This is a genomic window from Pseudomonas baetica (assembly GCF_019733355.1).
GTDB classification, from domain to species: domain Bacteria; phylum Pseudomonadota; class Gammaproteobacteria; order Pseudomonadales; family Pseudomonadaceae; genus Aquipseudomonas; species Aquipseudomonas baetica_A.
Genome location: NZ_JAIHLQ010000021.1, coordinates 1 through 23,573, shown reverse-complemented (window position 1 = coordinate 23,573; position 23,573 = coordinate 1). Strand labels below are relative to the sequence as shown.

Here is a 23,573-nt window from a genome sequence, read left to right as displayed (position 1 = left end):
CCCTGCAGCTGGTTGCTCTAGAAGGTATCGGCCCGGCGGAAATTTGCGTAAGACCAAAACGTGATATCAAAACGCCTTAATACTCCGAACACGCGGCATTATCGATTCAGCGTGGTTTTAGCGGATTTGAGCTCCGTTCGCGGCAAGATCGCCAGGAAGTTGTCCTTTGCGACTTTATGGGCGACGTCTTCCGGTAGCGCATCGAGAAACGGTTTAAAGCTGTGCATTTCCTGACCGAGCCTGTTGAATCGCCCGACCACGTCCGAACCGAGCATGAAGCGCTCCGGATAACGCTCTACCAGTGCCAGCCATGCCGGGCGCGGCTTCCCCTGCGCATCCAGCAGATATGGAGTGAGCATGGTCCAAGACAGGTCGATGTAGAGATTCGGATAGGCCTCAAGCATCCGCGTCAAGGTCGCAAGCAGGAATTTCAACTGTGTCTGATGCCGATGAATCTCGGCGCTTGTCCCCGCGTGCGCCCAGATAAACCGGGTGTGCGGATGATTACGCAGCGGCTCTTCGATTTCCCTCAGATAAAGCGGATTTTTCTCACGTTTGGAGGTGATGTTGGAGTGCAGCATCACCGGCAGATCGTTTTCCGCCGCCAGATGATAGATCCTGGTCATCGCTTCGTTATTGGCGCGTGGCGTGTCACCAGACGTCAGCGCCGTCAGATCGTCATGGCGGGTGAACACCTCGCCGATGCCCTGCCATAGCCCCGGGTACAGATCGAGCATGCGCTGGATGTGCGCAGCAGAGTTTTTGTCGTTGGGGTTGAAACCTGAAAGGAAGGGATGGAAAAAGGGGCGTTGCTCAGGCGTTAGTTTTTGCACCGCATCCGCAACGATCACGTCGGTGGCGCTGTACCAATACGCATCGGCATCATCGCCGGCGTAATAACGCGGGCGTTTGGGTTCGTCTTCGTGCCACTTTTTGGCCACGGGAATACCGGAAATCATCACATGCTCGACGGAGTTGTCCTTCATGGCTGTCAGCAGTTTCGACATGCCGGCCGTTTCCTGGAAAAAATCCACGTAGTGCAGGTGCGCGTCGCTGTAGGTGTATTCGCGGGCACTGGCCGAACTGGCAAAGGCCAAAAGGCAGGCAAAACTCAAACGATACAGGGACACAATTAATCTCCGACAAGTAGGCATAACCTAGACCCCGCCCTGACGACAAGGGTTCATCCCGCAGGAAAGTGGAACGCGTGCCGGTGGGAATGCTCTATAACTGCAAGGTCTTTTTTGATCGAACGACTTTTCCTACTGCCAGTGAGGTTCCCATGACCGTTACCGTCAATACCGTCTCCGCTGAAGGCTTTCGTCACACCGTAAAGATCGATGACCACGAACTGTTTGCCGACGTACCGAAATCTGCCGGCGGCGAAGGCTCGGCACCCGAGCCGCACGATTACTTCGACGCTGCCCTCGGCGCCTGCAAGGCAATAACCCTGAAGATGTACGCAAAGAAGAAAGACATCCCGCTGACTGGCGTAGGTGTCGAAGTCAAACGCGACAACAGCGAAGAACAAAAAGGCAAATACGTCTTGCACGTCACACTCACCCTCAAAGGCGTATTGACTGACGCCCAGCGTGAAGAACTGCTGCGCGTTGCCGACCGCTGCCCGGTCCACAAGCTGATGACCACCACCGACGTGACGATCGAAACCCACGCACCACAAGGCTTCGACAGCCAATAATCAACACGCGGGCTGCGGCGGGTTATGCTCTGCGCATCACCCGCTCAGCCTGGAATGCACCATGGACACGCAACCTCTGATCATCCGCGCGCGAGCCGAAGACGTCGAAGGCCAGCCGATTCTGCGCCCACTGCCGTCAGCCAAATGCCGCAGCGTCGGGCCTTTCGTATTTTTTGATCACATGCTCGAGACGATTTATCCGACGGGCAAAGGCATGAACATCCGACAGCATCCGCACATCGGCCTGTCGACCCTCACCTATTTGTTTGAAGGGCAAATCCAGCATAAGGACAGCCTCGGCTCCGATCAGGTGGTCAGCGCCGGCGATGTCAGTTGGATGACCGCTGGCAGCGCCATCGCTCACGTCGAGCGCACGCCCGAGAAGTTGTGGGAGCAAAGCTTCACCATGCACGGTTTGCAGATCTGGCTGGCCTCGCCCAAGGATCATGAGCAAGGGCCAGGACACTACAGCCATCACCCGGCGGCGACGTTACCCGTCAGCGATAACCTCGGCGTGCAGATTCGGATGATTGCCGGGTCAGGCTTTTGTCTTGAATCGCCGGTACCGGTGCTTTCTCCTACGCTGTACGCCGAAGTAAAAATGCAAACGGCGACCACGCTGCTCATACCGACCGAGCATGAAGAGCGGGCGGTGTATGTGCTCAGTGGTGATGCGCAATTGAATGGCGAACCCATCGAGCCGCATGTGTTGGTGGTGTTGCCGGCAGGGCAAGAGATGAGTTTGTTTGCCGAGAGTGACTGTCATGCTGTGGTGTTCGGCGGTGCGCCGCTGGACGGACCTCGGCGGATCAACTGGAATTTTGTCGCGAGCGATCCGGCGGCCATTGATGAGGCTCGGCGCAAGTGGGCGGCCGGGGATTGGCCGACAGTGCCGGGGGAAAGTGAGCGGATTGAATTGCCCTGAGTCTTGTGCCGCTGACTAACATCTCTTCGCGAGCAAGCCTGTTCCCGCATTGGAACGCGTTCCAATGCGGAAGAAGAAGCCAGAGCAGGCGCTGCCTGAATCAGCCCCTGAACACTTCATCCAACAAGTCATGCATCGACTTGAAGGCGCGCGCAGCGGTCTTCGCGTCGTACATCATTTTGCCCGGCATATTGGCGTGCGGATCGGTAAACGAGTGCACCGCACCGCCGTAGCTCAGCAACTGCCAATCCACGTTCGCCGCGTTCATCTCATCTTCGAAAGCAGGCAATTGCTCTTTCGGCACCAAGGGGTCGGAAGCACCATGCAACACCAGCACCGAGCCCTTGATGTTCTTCGCATCCGCCGGGTTTGGCGAATCCAGCGTACCGTGGAAGGATACCGTCGCCTTCACCGGCGCACCGGTACGCGCCAGATCCAGCGCACAACAGCCGCCAAAACAGAAGCCGAACACCGCCAGTTTCGAAATATCGACCGCTGCTTCACCTTGCGCGTGCAACTGCTCGAACGCCGCTTGCATGCGCTTGCGCAGCAAGGCCCGATCATCTTTCAGCGGCATCATCGCCGCGCCAGCCTGATCGGCGTTCTGGGGACGCACCGCCTGACCGTAAACGTCAGCGATCAACACCACGTAGCCTTTGGCTGCGACCGATTTGGCGATCTCTTCGGCGCCGGCACTGACGCCCATCCAGTTCGGCGCCATCAACAGACCCGGACGCGCGTTCTTATGATCGGCATCGAAGGCCAACCGGCCTTCATAAGGCTGACCATCAATCTGATAGACCACGGAACGTACAGTGACTTGGCTCATTTCTGACTCCTGATTTGTTAAACACCAGAATGAAAAAACCCGCCGAAGCGGGTTTTTTTTGCAACGTGATTAAACCGACAGTTCAACCAGCAGCTTGTTCAGTCGGCGCACGTAAGCGGCCGGGTCCTTCAAGCTGTCGCCGGCAGCCAGGGCTGCCTGATCGAAGAGGATGTGCGACAGGTCGCCAAAACGCTCTTCGCTCTGCTCACCGTCGAGTTTTTCGATCAGCGGGTGCGCCGGGTTGAATTCGAAAATCGGCTTCGAATCCGGCACTTTCTGACCGCTGGCTTCGAGGATCTGACGCATTTGCAGACCCAGATCCTGCTCGCCGATGGCCAGAATGGCCGGGGAATCGGTCAGACGATGAGAAACACGCACTTCAGCCACGGAATCGCCCAGCGCAGTTTTCAGACGCTCAACCAGACCTTCTTTGGACTTGGCAACTTCTTCCGCAGCCTTCTTGTCCTCTTCCGAGTCCAGATTGCCAAGATCGAGATCACCGCGTGCCACGTCGACAAACGTCTTGCCGTCGAAATCGCTGAGGTAGCTCATCAGCCACTCGTCGATACGGTCGGTCAGCAGAAGCACTTCGATGCCTTTCTTGCGGAAGACTTCCAGGTGCGGGCTGTTCTTGACCTGCGCGTAGGTTTCGCCGGTGAGGTAATAGATCTTGTCCTGACCTTCCTTGGCGCGCGCCAGGTAGTCAGCCAGACCGACAACTTGCTCGCCGTCTTCGTCATGGGTCGATGCGAAACGCAGCAGCCCGGCGATTTTTTCCTTGTTGGCGAAATCTTCTGCCGGGCCTTCTTTCATGACCTGACCGAAGTTTTTCCAGAAGCCTTTGTATTGCTCAGGCTCGTTCTTCGCCAGTTTTTCCAGCATGTCGAGTACGCGCTTGGTCAGCGCCGACTTCATCGAGTCGATGATCGGGTCTTTCTGCAGGATTTCCCGCGACACGTTCAGCGACAGGTCGTTGGAATCGACCACACCCTTGATGAAGCGCAGGTACAACGGCAGGAAGGACTCGGCTTGATCCATCACGAACACACGCTGCACGTACAGCTTCAGGCCTTTCGGCGCTTCACGCTGGTACAGGTCGAACGGTGCACGGGCCGGCACGTACAGCAACGAGCTGTATTCGAGCTTGCCTTCAACTTTGTTGTGGCTCCAGGCCAGCGGGTTTTCAAAGTCATGGGCGATGTGCTTGTAGAACTCCTGGTATTCCTCATCCTTCACTTCGGTGCGAGGACGGGTCCACAGGGCGCTGGCGCGGTTGACGGTTTCCCACTCAACGGCTGGCGGCTCTTCGCCTTCGGCTGCGGTGACTTCTTTCGGCAGTTCGATCGGCAGGGCAATGTGGTCGGAGTACTTCTTGATGATGTTGCGCAGACGCCAGCCATCGGCGAACTCGTCTTCCGCCGCTTTCAGGTGCAGGACAATGCGAGTGCCGCGCTCAGGTTTTTCGATTGTGGCAACTTCGAACTCACCCTCGCCTTTCGACGACCAGTGCACGCCTTCGCTGGCAGGTGTGCCGGCGCGACGGCTGTACACGTCAACCTGGTCTGCAACGATGAAGGCCGAGTAGAAACCGACGCCGAACTGACCGATCAGGTGCGAATCCTTCTTCTGATCGCCCGAGAGGTTTTTCATGAAATCGGCAGTGCCCGACTTGGCGATGGTGCCCAAGTGGGTGATCACATCGTCACGGTTCATGCCGATACCGTTGTCTTCGAGGGTGACGGTTTTGGCGTCTTTGTCGAAGCTCACACGGATTTTCAGGTCTGCGCCACCTTCGAGCAACTCAGGCTTGGCCAAGGCTTCGAAGCGTAGCTTGTCTACAGCGTCAGAGGCGTTCGAGATCAATTCGCGAAGGAAGATTTCCTTGTTGGAATACAGCGAATGGATCATGAGGTGCAGCAGTTGCTTCACCTCGGTCTGGAAGCCCAGGGTTTCCTTTTGAGTTTCCACACTCATGGTCATCAAACTCCAATCAGATGGCATTGGCCGCGACCCGAATGGTCTGCGGCGGGTTGTCATCAGAGTTTGGGGCAGTGTTCAGGATTTCAAGGGGTCATCGATTTTGAAGTGCGCGCGGGCAGTGGCAATCGGTTCGTTTTCGGTGCTTTGCCATGCTGTGACCGCGACATTCGCGACTCGCCGCCCCTGCCGGCAGACCTCGCACTTGGCCCAGGTGTCGCGAAATTGCCCGGCTCGCAGGTAATCGAGGGAAAAGTCGATGATCTTCGGCACGCCCGGCGCACCGGTAAAAATCAATAAATGCAGGGCAGCGGCCAGCTCCATGAACCCGGCAATAACGCCGCCGTGGATCGCCGGCAATAAAGGGTTACCAATGTTGTCCTTGTTCGCCGGGAGCTTGAAAAGCAACTCATCACCGACCCGCGAGCATTCGATGCCGATCAGCCCGGCGTAGGGGATCAACTTCAGCAGCGGCGCGTAGTCACCCTGTTCGTGGGCCTGCTGCAGTTGATCCTTCAATTCATCACTCATTGACCTTCCCCCTTGATCGCACCGCCGAAACCTTTGGTGCCCCTGAGACCCTTACCCATACGCATGAACGTGCCAACGACATGGGCGATCGGCTGTTCGGGATCATCCTGATAAGCAAAGCCACGAGCGAAGATCACATCGGTCGTTACCCGGTAGCACTGAGCGAAACCATAAACATCTTTGCCGGGTTCAGCGGCGTGCATGTAGTCGATGCGCAGATCAAGAGTCGGGCAAACCTCGAACTCTGGTAGTACACACAAAGTGGACATCCCGCAGGCCGTGTCCATCAACGAGGTAATTGCCCCGCCGTGAATCACTCCGGTTTGCGGATTGCCCACGATTTTCGGGCTGTACGGCAGGATAACCGTGAGCCCTTCGGTGGAGGCGCTGTGCACCTGCAAACCAAGAACCTGACAGTGACGCAACGCCGACAGGAATCGTGTCGCACGCTCAAAAACGGGGTTTTCGGCCATTTGATAATTACTCTCGTTAATCCCATTTACCCGTAGTAAGAAACACAGCAAAAGTTCCGTGGCAAAACAAACTTATATATCTGAAACAAATGAGGAACTTAACCCTCAGGCGTGAGTTCTTAAGGCCAGTAGTTATTTTCCATAAGGAGAAACACCCCATGCGTAAGACTTTAGCTATTGCCTTGATGTTGACCGCGTCCCTCGGTCTCGCTGCCTGCGATAAAAAATCCGAGGACAAAGCTCAAGATGCCACCGAACATGCTGAACAAGCTCAACAAGACATGAGCAAAGCTCAGGATAAAGTGAACGACGCAGCAAAAGAAAATGCCGAAGCCGCCAAAGCTCAGGCAGAATCGAACGAAGCTGCAAAAGACGAAGCTGCCAAGACGCAATAAATCGCCTCTTGATGCAGAAAAAGAAAACCCGCCAAGTGCGGGTTTTCTTTTGTCTGTCACTTTTCGGTAATGCGCTGTTAAAGCAACACAGTTCTAAAAGTCGGACTAATCATCAATAACAACGAACACAATAAACCAATCCCCCAGACCAGACTGCGCAGTCGCGGCAGATCGGCCAGGTAAAACCACAGGTAGATGATCCGGGCTATTACAAAAATGATTGCCAATGTATCGATCAACCACCCCGCCGTTTGCGTGGTATGCGCCATCAGCACGCCTACCGCAAACAACATGAACGCTTCGATGCTGTTCTGGTGAGCCGCCAGCGCCCTGGCGCCGTAACCGGTGAGCTGCGCTTGTTGTTGGCGCGGCAGGTGATTGTTGTAACCACCCTGCTCTTTCATGGCCTTGGCCACCGGCATACGCGCGATATAAATCAACAGCGCACTGATAAACACACACCAGAACGGAATACTCATCAAGCAGCTTCCTTGTTCGCCTCGGGGATGGGCGCCTCTGTAGGGGTATACACCATTACATCGAGGACGTCGGAATGAAATTCGCGGCGGTATAACACCACCACGACCCCGGCGCTCATCATCATGAACAGCCAGGGGCTGACGAACCACGCCAGCATGCTCATGCCGAAGTAATAGGAGCGCAGCCCAAAGTTGAACTGGTTGGCCGCCATCGAAATCACCCGCGCCGCCCGCAAAGCAAAGGCCTTGCGCTCCTGCTCCGATACTTGTCGCTCACCGATCATGGGCGCTGAGCCCACCAGAATCGCCGCAAAGTTGTACTGGCGCATGCACCAACTGAACGTAAAGAACGCATAGACGAACACCAGGGCCAGACACAGCAACTTGATCTCTGACATGCCTTGCGACGCCTGCTGCACCATCGGAATATCCGCCAGCAACGACACCGCCCGCTCGGACGCTCCAAGCACAGTGAGAATACCGGCAAGAATAATCAGGGTACTGGAGGCGAAGAACGAGGCATTGCGCTCCAGATTACCGATCACGCTAGCGTCTGCGATGCGGTTGTCGCGCAGCAACATGCGGCGCATCCAGTCTTCACGATACAGGTGCAGCACACTGGCCAGGCAGGCGGTGTCGCGAGCCTTCCAACTGGCGTATCGGGTATAACCGCCCCAGCAGATGACAAACCAGAGTGCGGCGAGCAAATGGATCAGGTTAGCTTGGATGAACGACATGCAATTCCTTGTCAAATATGAGCACTTTATCTGGGGAAGCGGGCTTGCTCGCTCCCACCAGAATCGATGTAATCGTTCGACGTTAGCTCAGGAAAAAAGACACTGCCTGATGTCCATAAAAAATGCCCCGTATCGATTGATACGGGGCATTTCTGTTTAATCGCCCAAGACCCGCTTGTGGCGGGTCAGGAAACGTCAGGCAATGGCTTCACTACGCTTGCCCAGCACGCGATCGCAGATCACTGCAACCACCAGGGTCATTACACACGGCACCAACCACGCCAAGCCCTGCTCACTCAGTGGCAGATGCGACAGTTGCGATGGCAGCCAGTCGGCCAGGCCGGCGCCTTTCAGAGCGTCGATGGTGCCAAACACGAAGGACACCAACATGACTGGGCCGATGATGCGGCCATGCTCATGCCAGAAGTCTTTGCAGAAGCTCAGCGCTACCAAAACGATGCACGGCGGGTAGATCGCGGTCAGCACCGGAATGGAGAAGGCAATCAGCTTGGTCAGGCCCAGGTTGGACACCAGCAGCGAGAACGCCGCCAGAATGATCACCAGCGTCTTGTAGGACAGTGGCAGCACTCGGCTGAAGTATTCGGCACACGCGCAGGTCAGGCCCACGGCCGTCACCAGACACGCCAACGAGATCAGTACGGCAAGGAAACCGCTGCCCAGCGAGCCGAAGGTGTGTTGCACGTAAGCGTGCAGTACCGCGGCGCCATTGGTGGCACCAACGGCCACTTCGTGGCTGCCGGAACCAAGACGGAACAGGCTGATATACACCAGCGCCAGACCGACGCCGGCAATGAGCCCGGCGATGATCGCATAACGAGTGATCAGCGCAGGCGACTCGACACCACGGGAGCGGATCGCGTTAACGATGACGATGCCGAACACCAGCGCACCGAGGGTATCCATGGTCAGGTAACCATTGATGAAGCCCTGGGAGAACGGTGCAGCCACATATTCCGGAGTACCGCTACCGATATCTCCGGCGGGCAAGGCGAATGCAGCGATGCCGAGTACCGCCAGCGCAATGATCTTCAACGGCGCGAGGAAGCGACCTACGGTATCGAGCAGACGGCCCGGATAGAGCGAGATGAAGAACACCAACAGGAAGTAAACCGAGCTATAGAGGAACAGCGCCAACGGGCTCTCGCCAGTCAGTGGCGCCAGACCGACTTCGAACGACACGGTCGCGGTACGCGGAGTGGCGAACAACGGGCCGACCGCCAGGTAGCAAGCGGCCGCCAGCACACCGCCGGCAATCTTGCCGATCGGGCTGCTCAACGTGTCCATTGCGCCGCCGACCTTGGCCAGCGCAATGACGGTGACCACTGGCAAACCGACCGCCGTGATCAGGAAGCCCAGCGCCGCCATCCAGACATGAGGTCCGGCCTGCAAGCCGACGATCGGCGGGAAGATAATGTTGCCAGCCCCAACGAACAGGGCAAATGTCATAAAACCAAGTGCCAGGATGTCCTGACCTTTCAAAACTTTCATTAAGGTAATACCACACTACTGAATCGGAATTTAGAGGGGGATTGCCCTGTGGGATTAGGGAAATGCTGTCGATCCGTATGGGACTGACCCGTATAGCGCGTTGCATGCCTTGTGGGCGGCAGACGCAAAAATGGCGGCTAGCCTAACGAATTTGGCTTACAAACGCACTGTTAGAGGGCGAACTATCCGATACGCGACGTTTCCGTGTCGCGTTTTTGCATGTAATTGGGCGGATGCCTATAAATAGCCACCATCGACTCAAATGCCAGAAACGACAAAGGCCACCCGAAGGTGGCCTTTGTTTGGTGAAGCGTCAGTTAAGCACGAGGCTTACTTGACAGCCCAACCAGTCAGCTCGGCCAAGGCCTTGCCGATGTCTGCCAGCGAACGCACGGTTTTTACGCCTGCGTCTTGCAGAGCAGCGAATTTCTCGTCTGCAGTGCCTTTGCCGCCAGAGATGATTGCGCCAGCATGGCCCATGCGCTTGCCCGCAGGAGCAGTCACACCAGCGATGTAGGAAACAACCGGCTTGGTCACGTGTGCCTTGATGTAGGCAGCCGCTTCTTCTTCAGCCGAACCGCCGATCTCACCGATCATTACGATCGCTTCGGTCTTCGGGTCTTCCTGGAACAGCTTCAGGATGTCGATGAAGTTCGAACCCGGGATCGGGTCACCACCGATGCCGACGCAAGTCGACTGACCGAAACCGGCGTCAGTAGTCTGCTTCACAGCTTCGTAGGTCAGGGTGCCGGAACGGGAAACGATACCGACCTTGCCTGGCAAGTGAATGTGACCTGGCATGATGCCGATCTTGCATTCGCCTGGGGTGATCACGCCTGGGCAGTTAGGGCCGATCAGGACTACGCCCAGTTCGTCGCACTTAACTTTAGCGTCCAGCATGTCCAGGGTAGGAATGCCTTCGGTGATGCAGACGATCAGCTTGATACCGCCGAAAGCAGCTTCCAGGATCGAATCTTTGCAGAAAGGAGCTGGAACGTAGATCACGCTAGCGGTAGCGCCAGTGGCAGCTACGGCGTCTTTAACGGTGTTGAACACTGGCAGACCCAGGTGCTCGGTGCCGCCTTTGCCCGGAGTTACGCCGCCAACCATCTTGGTGCCGTATTCGATGGCTTGCTGGGTGTGGAAACTACCTTGCGAACCGGTAATACCCTGGCAGATAACTTTGGTGTCTTTATTGATCAGGACGCTCATTATTTGCCCTCCGCAGCTTTGACAACTTGTTGAGCAGCGTCGGTCAGGCTGGTAGCAGCGATGATGTTCAAACCGCTTTCTGCCAGTACTTTAGCGCCCAGCTCAGCGTTGTTGCCTTCAAGGCGAACAACAACCGGGATTTTCACGCCGACTTCTTTCACAGCGCCGATGATGCCTTCGGCAATCATGTCGCAGCGAACGATGCCGCCGAAGATGTTGACCAGTACTGCCGCGACGTTAGTGTCGGACAGGATGATCTTGAACGCTTCGGTCACGCGTTCTTTGGTAGCGCCACCACCTACGTCGAGGAAGTTGGCTGGCTTGCCGCCATGCAGGTTGACGATGTCCATGGTACCCATGGCCAGGCCAGCACCGTTGACCATGCAGCCGATGTTGCCTTCCAGTGCTACGTAGTTCAGTTCGAACTTGGCAGCGTGCGCTTCGCGCGGATCGTCTTGAGACGGATCGTGGAAAGTCTTCAGCTTAGGCTGACGGTACATGGCGTTGGCGTCGATGTTGATCTTGGCGTCGAGGCAATGCAGATCGCCGTCAGCCTTGATCACCAGCGGGTTCACTTCCAGCAGAGCCAGGTCGTGATCCTTGAACAGTTTGGCCAGACCTACGAAGATCTTGGCGAACTGAGCAACCTGCTTGCCTTCCAGACCCAACTGGAATGCCAGCTCGCGACCCTGGAATGGCTGAGCGCCAACCAGTGGATCGATAGTGGCTTTCAGAATTTTTTCTGGAGTGTCGTGAGCGATTTTCTCGATGTCCACGCCACCTTCGGTGGAAGCCATGAACACGATGCGACGGCTCGAACGGTCAACGACAGCGCCCAGGTACAGCTCTTTAGCGATATCAGTGCACGATTCAACCAGGATCTTGGTGACTGGCTGGCCATTGGCGTCAGTCTGGTAAGTCACCAGACGCTTGCCCAGCCACTGCTGTGCGAAGGCTTTGGCGTCTTCTTTGCTGCGAACCAGCTTAACGCCGCCCGCTTTACCGCGACCACCGGCGTGAACCTGGGCTTTGACAACCCACTCGTTGCCGCCGATTTTGTCGCAAGCTTCTGCTGCTGCTTCCGGGGTGTCTACTGCGTAACCAGTGGAAACTGGCAGGCCGTATTCAGCGAACAGCTGCTTACCCTGATACTCGTGAAGATTCATGCTTTTTACCGTCTTCGTTAGGTACTGCGCATTCGGCGCTGCGCTCTTGATGAGTGCCGCGCCACCTGTGACTGCTGCTTGCGTAGCTGTGCTACGCAAGACTGCGTCCAGCGGACATTCCGCGGTGAGACTTGCTCGCAAGGCTCACGACGGGCCGTTACCGCCGTGGTTTCTTATTGTCTGTTAACGCTTCTTGCGGTTGGCAATGTGGATGGCGCCGCCATTCACAGCCAGAGCAGCTTCGTGCAAGGCTTCAGACAGGGTCGGATGGGAGAAAACCATCATGCCCAGGTCTTCAGCGCTGGTGCCGAATTCCATACCGATCGCGCCCTGCTGAACCAGTTCTGCAGCGCTCGGGCCAATGACGTGCACGCCCAATACGCGATCAGTCTTGGCATCGGCGATGACCTTGACGAAACCACCGGTATCGTTGGCGGCCATGGCACGGCCGGAAGCGGCGAACGGGAAGGTGCCAACGTTAACTTCAACGCCTTCAGCTTTCAATGCCTGCTCGGTTTTGCCAACCCACGCGATTTCCGGGTGAGTATAAATAACCGAAGGAATCAGGTCATAGTTCATCTGAGCCTTGTGACCCTTGATGCGCTCAACAACCATGATGCCCTCTTCCGAGGCTTTGTGAGCCAGCATCATGCCGCGAACCACGTCGCCGATGGCGAAAACGCCCGGTACGGTGGTAGCGCAGTGATCATCAACGTGCACGAAACCGCGCTCGTCCAGGGTCACGCCGCTGTCGGCAGCCAGCAGATCAGTGGTCACCGGACGGCGACCAACGGCTACGATCAGCTTGTCGAAAGTGATGGTCTGTTCGCCGTTGGCATCGGTGTAGTTCACAACGACTTCGTCGCCGTTCACTTTCGAACCGGTGACGCGAGCGCCCAGCTTGATGTCCAGACCCTGTTTGGTCAGGGTTTTCAGCGCTTCCTTGGATACAGCGGTGTCCGCTGCCATCAGGAAGGTGTCCAGGGCTTCCAGGACCGTCACTTCTGCACCCAGACGCGACCATACCGAACCCAGTTCCAGACCGATCACGCCAGCGCCGATCACGCCCAGACGCTTAGGCACGGATTGGAATTCCAGCGCGCCAGTCGAATCGACGATAACGTTCTGATCAACCGGAGCCGGTGGAATGTCGATCGGACGCGAACCTGGCGCTAGAATCACGTTTTCAGCTTCGATGACTTCAACCGAACCGTCCGGTTTGGTGACTTCGACTTTCTTGCCAGCCAGCAGCTTGCCGTGGCCCTGGATCGAAGTAACGCCGTTGGCCTTGAACAGAGTGGCAACGCCGCCGGTCAGGTTCTTGACGATGCCAGCCTTGCGGCCGACCATCGCAGCGACGTCCATTTTGACTTCGCCGGTCGAGATACCGTGAACGTTGAAGCTTTCTTTCGCTTCCTTGTATTTCCAGGAGCTGTCCAGCAGCGCCTTGGAAGGAATGCAGCCGACGTTCAGGCAGGTACCGCCCAAGGCTTGCTTGCCTTCGGCGTCGGTGTACTTCTCGATGCAGGCAGTGCTCAGACCCAGCTGTGCGGCCTTGATGGCAGCCACATAGCCACCAGGGCCAGCACCAATCACTACTACGTCAAATTTCTGCGACATTCAAAAAATCCTCTTTAGCGAAAAGCTTCAAGCCACAAGCTTCAAGCCAAGCCGCCCTTTCTTGCGGCTTGTTGCTCGAAGCTTGCAGCTGCTTCTATCAGATATCCAGCAACAGACGAGCCGGATCTTCCAGCAGGTTCTTGATGGTCACCAGGAAGGTCACAGCTTCTTTGCCATCGATCAGACGGTGATCGTAGGACAATGCCAGGTACATCATCGGACGGATAACGACCTGACCATTGATGGCCATAGGACGCTGGATGATGTTGTGCATGCCCAGAATAGCTGCCTGCGGCGGGTTGACGATCGGGGTCGACATCATCGAACCGAAGGTACCACCGTTGGTGATGGTAAAGGTACCACCGGTCATCTCGTCCATCGACAGTTTGCCGTCACGGGCCTTCTTGCCGAAAGTGGCGATGCCACCTTCGATTTCAGCCAGACTCATCAGCTCGGCGTTACGCAGGACTGGTACAACCAGGCCACGGTCGCTGGAAACGGCAACGCCGATGTCAGCGTAGCCGTGATAAACGATGTCGCCGCCGTCGATCGACGCGTTCACAGCCGGGAAGCGCTTCAGTGCTTCGGTGGCTGCCTTCACGAAGAAAGACATGAAGCCCAGGCGTACGCCGTTGTGGGACTTCTCGAACAGATCCTTGTACTTCGAACGCAGTGCCATGACTTCGGTCATGTCGACTTCGTTGAAAGTGGTCAGCATCGCCATGTTCGATTGTGCTTCAACCAGACGCTTGGCCACGGTGGCGCGAACGCGGGTCATCGGTACGCGCTTCTCGATGCGATCGCCAGCGGCGAACACCGGAGCGGCAGCCGAAGGTGCAGCAGCCTTGGCAGGCGCGGCAGCCGGAGCGGCTTTCTTGGCAGCAACGGCTGCAACCACGTCTTCCTTGGTCACGCGACCGCCCTTGCCGGTGCCGGCAACGGAAGCGATGTTGATGCCGTTTTCTTCAGCCAGCTTGCGAGCAGCCGGAGCAGCAACAGGATCGTCTTCGCCTTCGGCGGCAGCCGGTGCAGCGGCAGTAGTGGCCGGAGCAGCAGCGGCGGCTGGAGCAGCGGCAGCAGCACCGCCCGCTTCGATCGAGCCCAGGACTTCGTCGGACAGAACGGTGTCGCCTTCGTTCTTGACGATTGCGCCCAGCACGCCGTCAGCAGTAGCCAGAACTTCCAGTACGACTTTGTCGGTTTCGATGTCGACGATCAGGTCGTCGCGCTTGACAGCGTCGCCCGGTTGTTTGTGCCAGGTGGCAACGGTGCCATCGGCAACCGATTCCGGGAAAGTGGGGGCTTTGATCTCGATAGCCATTATCTGTAGTTCCTTAAATTCGGTTTCAAGTGCGCGAAGGCGTTAAACGGTAAACGCGTCTTGCAGCAGTTTTTCCTGCTGCTCGGCGTGCATCGATGCGTAACCACAAGCAGGTGCAGCAGAGGCATCACGGCCCGCGTACTCGAGTACGAGAGATTTGTCGTGTTTGCCAACGATGCGGCGCATGTGGTGCTGACTGCAGTACCAGGCACCCTGGTTCATCGGCTCTTCCTGACACCAAACGATATGTTTGAGGTTGGTGTAGGGAGCCAGGACTTCAATCAAGTCGTCCTCAGGGAATGGGTACAGCTGCTCGATACGCACGACGGCGATATCGTCACGGCCTTCGGCACGGCGTTTTTCCAGCAGGTCGTAGTAGACCTTGCCGCTACACAGAACAACGCGCTCGACCTTTTGCGGGTCTTGAACATCGATTTCCGGGATAACGGTCTGGAACGAACCTTCGGCCAGATCTTCCAGCGTCGAGATGGCCAGCTTGTGGCGCAGCAGCGACTTCGGCGTCAGGACGACCAATGGTTTGCGCAGCGGGCGAATCACCTGACGACGCAGCAAGTGGTAGATCTGCGCCGGCGTGGTCGGTACGGCTACCTGAATGTTGTGCTCGGCGCACAGCTGCAGGTAACGCTCCAGACGTGCCGAGGAGTGCTCAGGACCCTGACCTTCGTAACCGTGCGGCAGCAGCATGGTCAGACCGCATAGACGGCCCCACTTGTGCTCGCCACTGGTGATGAACTGGTCGATAACCACTTGAGCACCGTTGGCGAAGTCGCCGAACTGGGCTTCCCAGATCACCAGCGCATCCGGCGTGGTGGTCGAGTAGCCGTATTCGAACGCCAAAACGGCCTCTTCCGACAGGAACGAGTCGTACAGGTCAAAGCGTGGCTGACCGTCGTACAGGTGCTGCAGCGGAACGTAAGTGCCAGCGTCTTTCTGGTTGTGCAGAACAGCATGACGGTGCGAGAACGTACCGCGGCCGATGTCCTGACCGGTCATGCGAATCGGGTGACCTTCGAACGCCAGGGTCGCGTACGCCATGGTTTCAGCGTAACCCCAGTTGATCGGTAGGCCGCCGGCTTGCATCTTCTGACGGTCTTCGTAAATCTTCGCAACCTGGCGTTGAACCACGAAGCCATCCGGAATTTCCAGCAGCTTGGCGGACAGTTCCTGCAGGGTTTTCAGATCGAAACGGGTGTCGTGACGCGCAGTCCAGGCGTGGCCCAGATACGGACGCCAGTCCACGAACAGCTCTTTGTTCGGCTCTTTGACCAGCGACTTCACAACGTGCAGACCGTTGTCCAGCGCGTTGCGATATTCGTCGACTTTCGCCTGAACACGCTCTGCATCAAGAGTACCGTCCTGAGTCAGACGATCAGCGTACAGCTCACGGGTAGTGCGCTGTTTGGTGATCTGCTGATACATCAGAGGCTGAGTGCCGCTTGGCTCATCGGCCTCGTTGTGGCCGCGACGACGGTAGCAGACCAGATCGATCACCACGTCACGCTTGAACTGCATGCGGTAGTCGATGGCCATTTGGGTCACGAACAATACAGCTTCCGGATCATCACCATTCACATGGAGGATCGGCGCCTGGATCATCTTGGCAACGTCGGTAGCGTACTCGGTGGAACGCGAGTCCAGCGGGTTGCTGATGGTGAAACCCACCTGGTTGTTGATCACGATGTGAACAGTACCGCCGGTTTTGAAACCACGGGTCTGCGACATCTGGAAGGTTTCCATGACCACACCTTGACCTGCGAATGCAGCGTCACCGTGGATGGAGATCGGCAGAACCTTCTCACCGGTCGAATCGTTGCGACGATCCTGACGGGCACGAACCGAACCTTCCACCACCGGGGAAACGATTTCCAGGTGGGACGGGTTGAACGCCATGGCCAGGTGAACTTCACCGCCGGTGGTCATTACGTTGGACGAGAAGCCCTGGTGGTATTTAACGTCACCGGAACCCAACTCGACCTTCTTCTTGCCTTCGAACTCGTCGAACAGCTCGCGCGGGTTCTTGCCGAAGGTGTTGACCAGTACGTTCAGACGGCCACGGTGGGCCATGCCGATGACGACTTCCTTGGTGCCGTAAGAACCGGAACGCTGGATCAGTTCGTCGAGCATCGGAATCAGGCTCTCGCCGCCTTCCAGACCGAAACGCTTGGTGCCTGGGTATTTGGTGCCCAGGTATTTTTCCAGGCCTTCACCGGCGGTCACGCGCTCAAGCAGGTGGCTCTTGATGTCGGCGGAGTACGTCGGACGACCACGCACGCTTTCCAGACGCTGCTGGAACCACTGGCGCTGCTCGGAATCGGTGATATGCGTAAATTCAGCGCCGATGGTGCGGCAATATGTCTGCTGCAACGCTTCGTGAATTTCGCGTAGGCTCGCTTCCTCTTTGCCGATGAACAGGTCGCCGGCACGGAAGGTCGTATCAAGATCGGCATTGGTCAAGCCGTAATGATTGATCGACAGGTCTGCTGGTGCAGGACGCTGCCACAGCCCCAGCGGGTCAAGCTGGGCTGCCTGGTGGCCACGCATACGGTAGGCCTGGATCAATCGCAGCACTTCAACTTGCTTCTTCTCGTGCTCGCTGCTCACGCTACCGGCGGAAACCGGTTGGGCGCGGCGCTGGTTCTTTGCCAGCAGCACGAAATGATCGCGAATTGTGGAGTGCGAAACATCAGTGGCAGAGTTGCCGTCGGCAGGCAACTTCTGAAAGTAGGTGCGCCACTCTTCTGGCACAGCGTTAGGGTCGTGCAGGTAGAGCTCATAAAGCTCTTCCACATAGGCAGCGTTTCCACCTGAAAGGTAGGCGCTGTTCCACATGCGCTGCATCACGCTTTCTTGCATGCTTGGTCACCCTCGGTTAGGGGAACACCATCGGCGTCAATACCGAGCAAACTTGCAGAAGTCCGAATGCAGCGACCAAAACAAGCCACTTAGGATCACGCTGATAGTCCGGGTACCAGCCCGGATGCCCCTGCTTGTCTCATTTCTTCAAAATAAGAGCCGCAGCTTATGGCTGCTGCTCTGGTTATAGCCATGACGCGGGTTGAAGCCCGCGCCACAGCCTCTACGGTGCAGCGGTTACAGCAGCTGAATCACACGCCGCTAGAAAGCAGCATGTTACGGATGTGACCGATGGCCTTAGTCGGGTTCAGGCCTTTGGGACATACGTTGACGCAGTTCATGATGCCCCGGCAGCGGAATACGCTGAACGGGTCATCGAGCGAAGCCAGACGCTCGCTGGTCTTGGTGTCACGGCTGTCTGCCAGGAAGCGGTAGGCTTGCAGCAGAGCAGCAGGACCCAGGAACTTGTCCGGGTTCCACCAGAAGGACGGGCAAGAGGTCGAGCAGCAAGCGCACAGGATGCACTCGTACAGACCGTCAAGCTTTTCACGCTCTTCTGGCGACTGCAGACGCTCGATGGCCGGAGCCGGCGTGTCGTTCTGCAGGTAAGGCTTCACCTTCTCGTATTGCTTGTAGAAGATGCTCATATCGACGACCAAGTCACGGATAACCGGTAAACCTGGCAACGGACGAACAATCAACTTGTTACCCTTCACAACGGCGGACAGCGGCGTGATGCACGCCAGACCGTTTTTGCCGTTGATGTTCATGCCGTCGGAGCCACAGACGCCTTCACGGCAGGAGCGACGATAGGAGAAACCCTCGTCCTGCTCTTTGATCAGGGCCAGCACGTCCAGCACCATCAGGTCTTTACCACCGGTATCGACCTGGAATTCCTGCATGAACGGCGCGGCGTCCTGATCAGGGTTGTAGCGATAAACACTGACTTGCAACATGGCGGTCACCCTTAATAAGTCCGGACTTTAGGTTCGAAAGTCGGAACAGTCTTCGGCGAGAAGTTAACGGCACGCTTGGTGACGCGCTTGTCACCCGGGAAGTACAGGGTGTGGCACAGCCAGTTTTCGTCGTCACGATCTTCGAAGTCTTCACGGGCGTGCGCACCGCGGGACTCTTTACGAACTTCGGCAGCGATGGCAGTTGCTTCAGCCACTTCCAGCAGGTTTTGCAGTTCCAGCGCTTCGATACGCGCAGTGTTGAACGCCTGCGACTTATCGTTGATCTTCACGTTAGCAATACGCTTACGCAGGTCGGCCAGTTGAGCAATACCTTTCTGCATGTATTCGCCAGTACGGAATACACCGAAGTAGTTCTGCATGCAGCTTTGCAGCTCGCGACGCAGGGTTGCCACGTCTTCGCCATCAGTACGGCTGTTCAGTGAGTTCAGGCGCGACAGGGCCGCTTCGATATCGGCTTCGGTAGCGTCGTCGTATTCGATGCCATCGGTCAGCGCCTTCTCGAGGTGCAGGCCGGCAGCACGACCGAATACCACCAGATCGAGCAGCGAGTTGCCGCCCAGACGGTTGGCACCATGAACCGATACACAAGCCACTTCACCGACCGCGAACAGACCAGGAATGACCTGATCCACCCCTTCGTCGTTCTGGGTGATCGCCTGGCCATGAATGTTGGTAGGAACGCCGCCCATCATATAGTGGCAAGTTGGCACAACCGGAACTGGAGCAACAACCGGGTCAACGTGCGCGAAAGTCTTCGACAGCTCGCAAATGCCTGGCAGACGGCTGTGCAGCACTTCCTCGCCCAAGTGGTCGAGTTTGAGCATCACGTGGTCGCCATTCGGACCGCAACCGTTGCCGGCGATGATTTCTTTAACCATCGAGCGAGCAACCACGTCACGACCGGCAAGGTCTTTGGCGTTCGGAGCATAACGCTCCATGAAACGCTCGCCGTGCTTGTTGATCAGGTAACCACCTTCACCACGGCAACCTTCTGTAACCAGTACACCGGCGCCGGCGATCCCGGTCGGGTGGAACTGCCACATTTCGATGTCTTGTACCGGTACACCAGCACGCAGAGCCATGCCGACGCCGTCACCGGTGTTGATCAGGGCGTTGGTGGTGGAAGCGTAGATACGGCCTGCACCGCCGGTCGCCAACACGGTGGCTTTGGCGCGAATGTAGGAGGTTTCGCCAGTTTCGATGCAGATTGCGATCACACCGACGAAATCGCCTTCCTGGTTTTTCACCAGATCGACAGCGTAGTACTCGTTCAGGAACGTGGTACCGGCTTTCAGGTTGCCCTGATAAAGGGTGTGCAGCAGCGCGTGGCCAGTACGGTCGGAGGCTGCACAAGTGCGTGCAGCCTGACCGCCCTTACCGTAGTCCTTGGACTGACCGCCGAACGGACGCTGATAGATACGGCCTTGTTCGGTACGCGAGAACGGCAGACCCATGTGGTCCAGCTCGAAAACCGCGGCCGGGCCTTCCTGACACATGTATTCGATAGCGTCCTGGTCACCGATGTAGTCGGAGCCCTTGACGGTATCGTACATGTGCCAGCGCCAGTCATCGTTCGGGTCGGCGGACGCGATAGCGCAGGTGATGCCGCCCTGGGCGGATACAGTGTGCGAACGGGTCGGGAAAACCTTGGTGATCACGGCAGTCTTGTGACCACCCTGCGCCAGTTGCAGCGCAGCGCGCATGCCGGCACCGCCACCACCAATAATGATAGCGTCGAAAGAAATCGTTGGAATGTTAGCCATGAATCAGATACCCCAGAGAATCTGCACACCCCAGACGAAGTAGGCGAACATTGCAACGCCGCATACTGCCTGGAAAAGGAAACGTACTGCAGTCGCGGACTTGCCCAGCGCCATAGGCGTCAGGTAGTCGGTCGCGATGGTCCACATGCCGACCCAGGCGTGAGCGCCCAGAGCCACCAGTGCCAGCAGACTGAAGATACGCATCCCGTTGTGGCTGAACAGGCCGTGCCATTGGTCGAAGCCAATGCCCGGGTTCACTGCGAGATAGCCGATCAGGAAAATGAAATAAGCCGCGAGAACAACCGCAGACACACGTTGCGCCATCCAGTCATAGAGGCCCGAACGCGAAAGGTTCGTAACGCTGGTTACCATATCCAAACTCCTGCCAGAACGATCAACACCACGGAAACCGCGATGATAATTTTCGAGCCCAGGCGGCCGCCTTCCAGCGTCTCACCGATGCCCATATCCATAATCAAGTGGCGCACACCGGCTACCAGGTGATACAGAAGAGCGGAGAGCAGACCCCATGCTACGAACTTGGCCAGCGGGCTGGTCAAGCATGCCTTCACCTCGGCGAAACCTTCCTCGGAACCCAGGGATTTGCCCAATGCATAAAGCATGAAGCCGAGGCCCAGGAAGAGAATGATGCCGGAAACACGGTGAAGAAACGACGTAACGCCGGTGATGGGGAGTTTGATGGTCCTTAGGTCTAGGTTTACAGGTCGTTGGCTTTTCACGGCTTTTTTTTCACACTGAAGAGCCCCTAACAATCAGGGCAAAGTTGTTGGGGAGTGCACTGGTCAGGTAACCACCACCCAGGGATGCGACCCCCAATAAAGCAGGCCCAAAAGCCCTTGGCGGTCGGTGGCCGAGTATAGACAGTTAGGCTACTAATGACAACGCAATCACCTACCCCCAATAGCTGATTGCACAAGTCGCATAAAAGGCGTAAACGGCAGTCAATTTCGAGGAAAAAGTGCGCTTAAAGCCTTCTGGAGCAAGACTTTAGGCAAATTGACATTCAAATTTATCTCACTATAGTGGTGCGGGCCCTGCGTGGGGGGTCTGTCTGATGGTTCAAGCATAAATAGGAGGCCACATGGCTGACAAAAAAGCGCAGTTGATCATCGAGGGCGCAGCCCCCGTCGAGCTGCCCATTTTAACCGGCACCGTTGGTCCCGATGTTATTGATGTTCGGGGCCTGACGGCCACGGGCCGCTTCACTTTCGACCCGGGTTTCATGTCGACCGCTTCGTGCGAATCGAAGATTACCTATATCGACGGCGACAACGGCATTCTGTTGCACCGCGGCTACCCGATCGAACAGCTGGCTGCAAAGTCAGACTACCTCGAAACCTGCTATCTGCTGCTCAACGGCGAACTGCCGACGACAGAACAGAAAGCCCAGTTCGTCAGCACCGTGAAAAACCACACCATGGTTCACGAGCAGCTGAAAACCTTCTTCAACGGCTTCCGTCGCGACGCCCACCCGATGGCCGTCATGTGCGGTGTAGTTGGCGCCCTCTCGGCCTTCTACCACGACTCCCTGGACATCAATAACCCGCAGCATCGCGAAATTTCCGCGATCCGTCTGGTTGCGAAAATGCCGACCCTGGCAGCGATGGTTTACAAGTACTCCATGGGCCAGCCCATGATGTACCCGCGCAACGACCTGACGTACGCGGAAAACTTCCTGCACATGATGTTCAACACCCCGTGCGAGATCAAACCGATCAGCCCGGTACTCGCCAACGCCATGGACAAGATCTTCATCCTCCATGCCGACCACGAGCAGAACGCATCGACTTCCACCGTACGCCTGGCAGGCTCTTCGGGTGCCAACCCGTTCGCCTGTATCGCCGCCGGTATCGCCGCACTGTGGGGCCCTGCTCACGGCGGTGCGAACGAAGCCGTTCTGACCATGCTTGACGAGATTGGCGATGTTTCCAACATCGACAAATTCATCGCCAAGGCCAAGGACAAGAACGACCCGTTCAAACTGATGGGCTTCGGTCACCGGGTTTACAAAAACCGCGACCCACGCGCAACAGTCATGAAGCAGACCTGCGACGAAGTGCTGAAAGAACTGGGCATCACCAACGATCCGCAACTCGAACTGGCCATGCGCCTGGAAGAGATCGCCCTGACCGATCCGTACTTCATCGAACGCTCTCTGTACCCGAACGTCGACTTCTACTCGGGGATCATCCTCAAGGCGATCGGCATTCCGACCAGCATGTTCACCGTGATCTTCGCTTTGGCGCGGACTGTCGGCTGGATCTCCCACTGGAAAGAAATGCTCTCCAGCCCGTACAAGATCGGCCGTCCGCGCCAGTTGTACACCGGCTACGAGTCGCGTGACATCACCAAGCTGGAAGACCGAAAATAAGACTTGTCTTGCGATAACGTCTTGAAGTTGCACCGGGAACGGCCTCTTATATAGAGGCCGTTTTTGTCTGTTTGGGGTTTGGGGGGCATATCCGTTGCCGCGGTAACGGCCTCCTATGGTTTCGCGCTTACAGCGAGTCACTTTTTCCAAACGCCGAAAAAGTAACCCAAAAGGCTTTGCCCCGGCGTACGGCACTTCGCTGAGGCTCAGTGTTCCCTCGCTACGGTGTCCACCAGGGGTCATCGCCTCCGGTTTGCTTCGCTGCACCTCCTCTCGATGCATGCGGCTTCGCCGCACGGCGCTGCGCGCCTTCCCCCTGACGAACACCTTCGCTCGGCCTGCCGATGGGACTGGAGATCAAGAACAAAAGCCAAAGCCAAAGCCAAAGCCAAAGCCAAAGCCAAAGCCAAAGCCAAAGCAGATCAAAAGATCGCAGCCTTCGGCAGCTCCAGGGAAATCGGCAACCCCTTTGGCCGGCTGTCAGACCGCCGTCGCGAGCAAGCTCGCGCCCACAGAAAATCAAAAGCCGACCGCACGCTCTTCCACCGCTCATCACAATGAGCGTTAGCTCGAGTAAAGCTCTTGATCTTAAAGCGCCCGTCGGCAGGCTGAGTGGAGGGATTGATCCGGGGGGGGGGGGAGCGCAGCGACCGTTTGGCGAAGCCAAACACATCGAGAGGAGGTGCAGCGAAGC

The 23,573-nt window shown here is 57.1% G+C and carries 22 protein-coding genes; 4 read left to right on the top strand and 18 right to left on the bottom strand.

All coding sequences use genetic code 11. The features are described 5' to 3' along the window. Positions 1-98 precede the first annotated feature (98 nt). Positions 99-1,154, bottom strand: coding sequence for an amidohydrolase (locus K5E40_RS19585; RefSeq protein WP_260455854.1), 1,056 nt, complete (start codon positions 1,152-1,154; stop codon positions 99-101). Positions 1,155-1,282: 128 nt separating this feature from the next. Between K5E40_RS19585 and K5E40_RS19580 the strand changes: the two genes are divergently transcribed. Together K5E40_RS19580 and K5E40_RS19575 are read left to right on the top strand one after the other, a co-directional pair. After that, entirely contained in the window at positions 1,283-1,699 is a 417-nt protein-coding gene (locus K5E40_RS19580; RefSeq protein ID WP_221732183.1) for an OsmC family protein, read from the top strand. A 61-nt stretch (positions 1,700-1,760) separates the two neighbouring features. Continuing rightward, complete coding sequence (locus K5E40_RS19575) at positions 1,761-2,624, top strand: pirin family protein (RefSeq protein WP_221732182.1); 864 nt, start codon at positions 1,761-1,763, stop codon at positions 2,622-2,624. 100 nt (positions 2,625-2,724) lie between these two features. Here K5E40_RS19575 and K5E40_RS19570 read toward each other — a convergent pair whose 3' ends face one another. From K5E40_RS19570 to K5E40_RS19555, 4 genes are all read right to left on the bottom strand, one after another. Beyond that, positions 2,725-3,453: a dienelactone hydrolase family protein gene (locus tag K5E40_RS19570; protein WP_221732181.1), complete on the bottom strand. Its 729-nt coding sequence runs from the start codon at positions 3,451-3,453 to the stop codon at positions 2,725-2,727. Between the two features lie 69 nt (positions 3,454-3,522). Next, the gene (gene htpG / locus K5E40_RS19565; protein ID WP_221732180.1) at positions 3,523-5,427 is read right to left on the bottom strand and encodes a molecular chaperone HtpG; all 1,905 of its coding nucleotides are present in this window, start codon (positions 5,425-5,427) and stop codon (positions 3,523-3,525) included. Between the two features lie 81 nt (positions 5,428-5,508). Continuing rightward, positions 5,509-5,961 (bottom strand): PaaI family thioesterase, encoded by a 453-nt coding sequence (locus tag K5E40_RS19560; RefSeq protein ID WP_221732179.1) that lies wholly within the window; start codon positions 5,959-5,961, stop codon positions 5,509-5,511. After that, the gene (locus K5E40_RS19555; RefSeq protein WP_221732178.1) at positions 5,958-6,434 is read right to left on the bottom strand and encodes a PaaI family thioesterase; all 477 of its coding nucleotides are present in this window, start codon (positions 6,432-6,434) and stop codon (positions 5,958-5,960) included. The genes K5E40_RS19560 and K5E40_RS19555 overlap by 4 nt, the downstream gene beginning before the upstream one ends. A gap of 158 nt (positions 6,435-6,592) precedes the next feature. Here K5E40_RS19555 and K5E40_RS19550 point away from each other — a divergent pair, with 158 nt between their 5' ends. Continuing rightward, complete coding sequence (locus K5E40_RS19550; RefSeq protein ID WP_221732177.1) at positions 6,593-6,829, top strand: hypothetical protein; 237 nt, start codon at positions 6,593-6,595, stop codon at positions 6,827-6,829. Positions 6,830-6,906: 77 nt separating this feature from the next. On the opposite strand, the gene K5E40_RS19545 is transcribed toward K5E40_RS19550, so the two are convergent. The 12 genes from K5E40_RS19545 to sdhC form a co-directional block, all read right to left on the bottom strand. Then, positions 6,907-7,308 carry an MAPEG family protein gene (locus K5E40_RS19545; RefSeq protein ID WP_221732176.1) on the bottom strand — a complete coding sequence of 134 codons (402 nt, stop codon included), beginning with the start codon at positions 7,306-7,308 and terminating at the stop codon, positions 6,907-6,909. Then, the gene (locus tag K5E40_RS19540) at positions 7,308-8,045 is read right to left on the bottom strand and encodes a DUF599 domain-containing protein (protein ID WP_221732175.1); all 738 of its coding nucleotides are present in this window, start codon (positions 8,043-8,045) and stop codon (positions 7,308-7,310) included. Before K5E40_RS19540 ends, K5E40_RS19545 begins: the two co-directional genes overlap by 1 nt. 195 nt (positions 8,046-8,240) lie before the next feature. Beyond that, entirely contained in the window at positions 8,241-9,554 is a 1,314-nt protein-coding gene (gene brnQ, locus K5E40_RS19535) for a branched-chain amino acid transport system II carrier protein (protein WP_221732174.1), read from the bottom strand. 330 nt (positions 9,555-9,884) lie between these two features. Beyond that, complete coding sequence (sucD, locus tag K5E40_RS19530) at positions 9,885-10,766, bottom strand: succinate--CoA ligase subunit alpha (protein WP_003172813.1); 882 nt, start codon at positions 10,764-10,766, stop codon at positions 9,885-9,887. Continuing rightward, positions 10,766-11,932: an ADP-forming succinate--CoA ligase subunit beta gene (gene sucC / locus K5E40_RS19525; RefSeq protein WP_085732277.1), complete on the bottom strand. Its 1,167-nt coding sequence runs from the start codon at positions 11,930-11,932 to the stop codon at positions 10,766-10,768. The genes sucD and sucC overlap by 1 nt, the downstream gene beginning before the upstream one ends. A gap of 183 nt (positions 11,933-12,115) precedes the next feature. Then, positions 12,116-13,552 carry a dihydrolipoyl dehydrogenase gene (gene lpdA / locus K5E40_RS19520; RefSeq protein WP_221732173.1) on the bottom strand — a complete coding sequence of 479 codons (1,437 nt, stop codon included), beginning with the start codon at positions 13,550-13,552 and terminating at the stop codon, positions 12,116-12,118. A gap of 97 nt (positions 13,553-13,649) precedes the next feature. Further along, positions 13,650-14,873: a 2-oxoglutarate dehydrogenase complex dihydrolipoyllysine-residue succinyltransferase gene (gene odhB, locus K5E40_RS19515; RefSeq protein ID WP_221732172.1), complete on the bottom strand. Its 1,224-nt coding sequence runs from the start codon at positions 14,871-14,873 to the stop codon at positions 13,650-13,652. A 42-nt stretch (positions 14,874-14,915) separates the two neighbouring features. After that, on the bottom strand, positions 14,916-17,747 hold the full coding sequence (locus tag K5E40_RS19510) for a 2-oxoglutarate dehydrogenase E1 component (RefSeq protein WP_221732171.1): 2,832 nt from the start codon (positions 17,745-17,747) through the stop codon (positions 14,916-14,918). 251 nt (positions 17,748-17,998) lie between these two features. Next, complete coding sequence (locus K5E40_RS19505) at positions 17,999-18,703, bottom strand: succinate dehydrogenase iron-sulfur subunit (protein WP_003223007.1); 705 nt, start codon at positions 18,701-18,703, stop codon at positions 17,999-18,001. 11 nt (positions 18,704-18,714) lie between these two features. Further along, positions 18,715-20,487, bottom strand: coding sequence for a succinate dehydrogenase flavoprotein subunit (gene sdhA, locus K5E40_RS19500; RefSeq protein WP_221732170.1), 1,773 nt, complete (start codon positions 20,485-20,487; stop codon positions 18,715-18,717). Positions 20,488-20,490: 3 nt separating this feature from the next. Beyond that, entirely contained in the window at positions 20,491-20,859 is a 369-nt protein-coding gene (gene sdhD / locus K5E40_RS19495) for a succinate dehydrogenase, hydrophobic membrane anchor protein (protein WP_221732169.1), read from the bottom strand. Then, the gene (gene sdhC, locus K5E40_RS19490) at positions 20,853-21,227 is read right to left on the bottom strand and encodes a succinate dehydrogenase, cytochrome b556 subunit (protein ID WP_015096190.1); all 375 of its coding nucleotides are present in this window, start codon (positions 21,225-21,227) and stop codon (positions 20,853-20,855) included. Before sdhC ends, sdhD begins: the two co-directional genes overlap by 7 nt. Positions 21,228-21,589: 362 nt before the next feature. Here sdhC and gltA point away from each other — a divergent pair, with 362 nt between their 5' ends. Beyond that, positions 21,590-22,879, top strand: a complete 1,290-nt coding sequence (gene gltA / locus K5E40_RS19485; protein WP_221732168.1) for a citrate synthase — start codon at positions 21,590-21,592, stop codon at positions 22,877-22,879. Positions 22,880-23,301: 422 nt separating this feature from the next. On the opposite strand, the gene K5E40_RS19480 is transcribed toward gltA, so the two are convergent. Further along, positions 23,302-23,573: hypothetical protein (locus K5E40_RS19480; RefSeq protein ID WP_221732167.1), on the bottom strand; the 272-nt coding region annotated here is incomplete at its 5' end.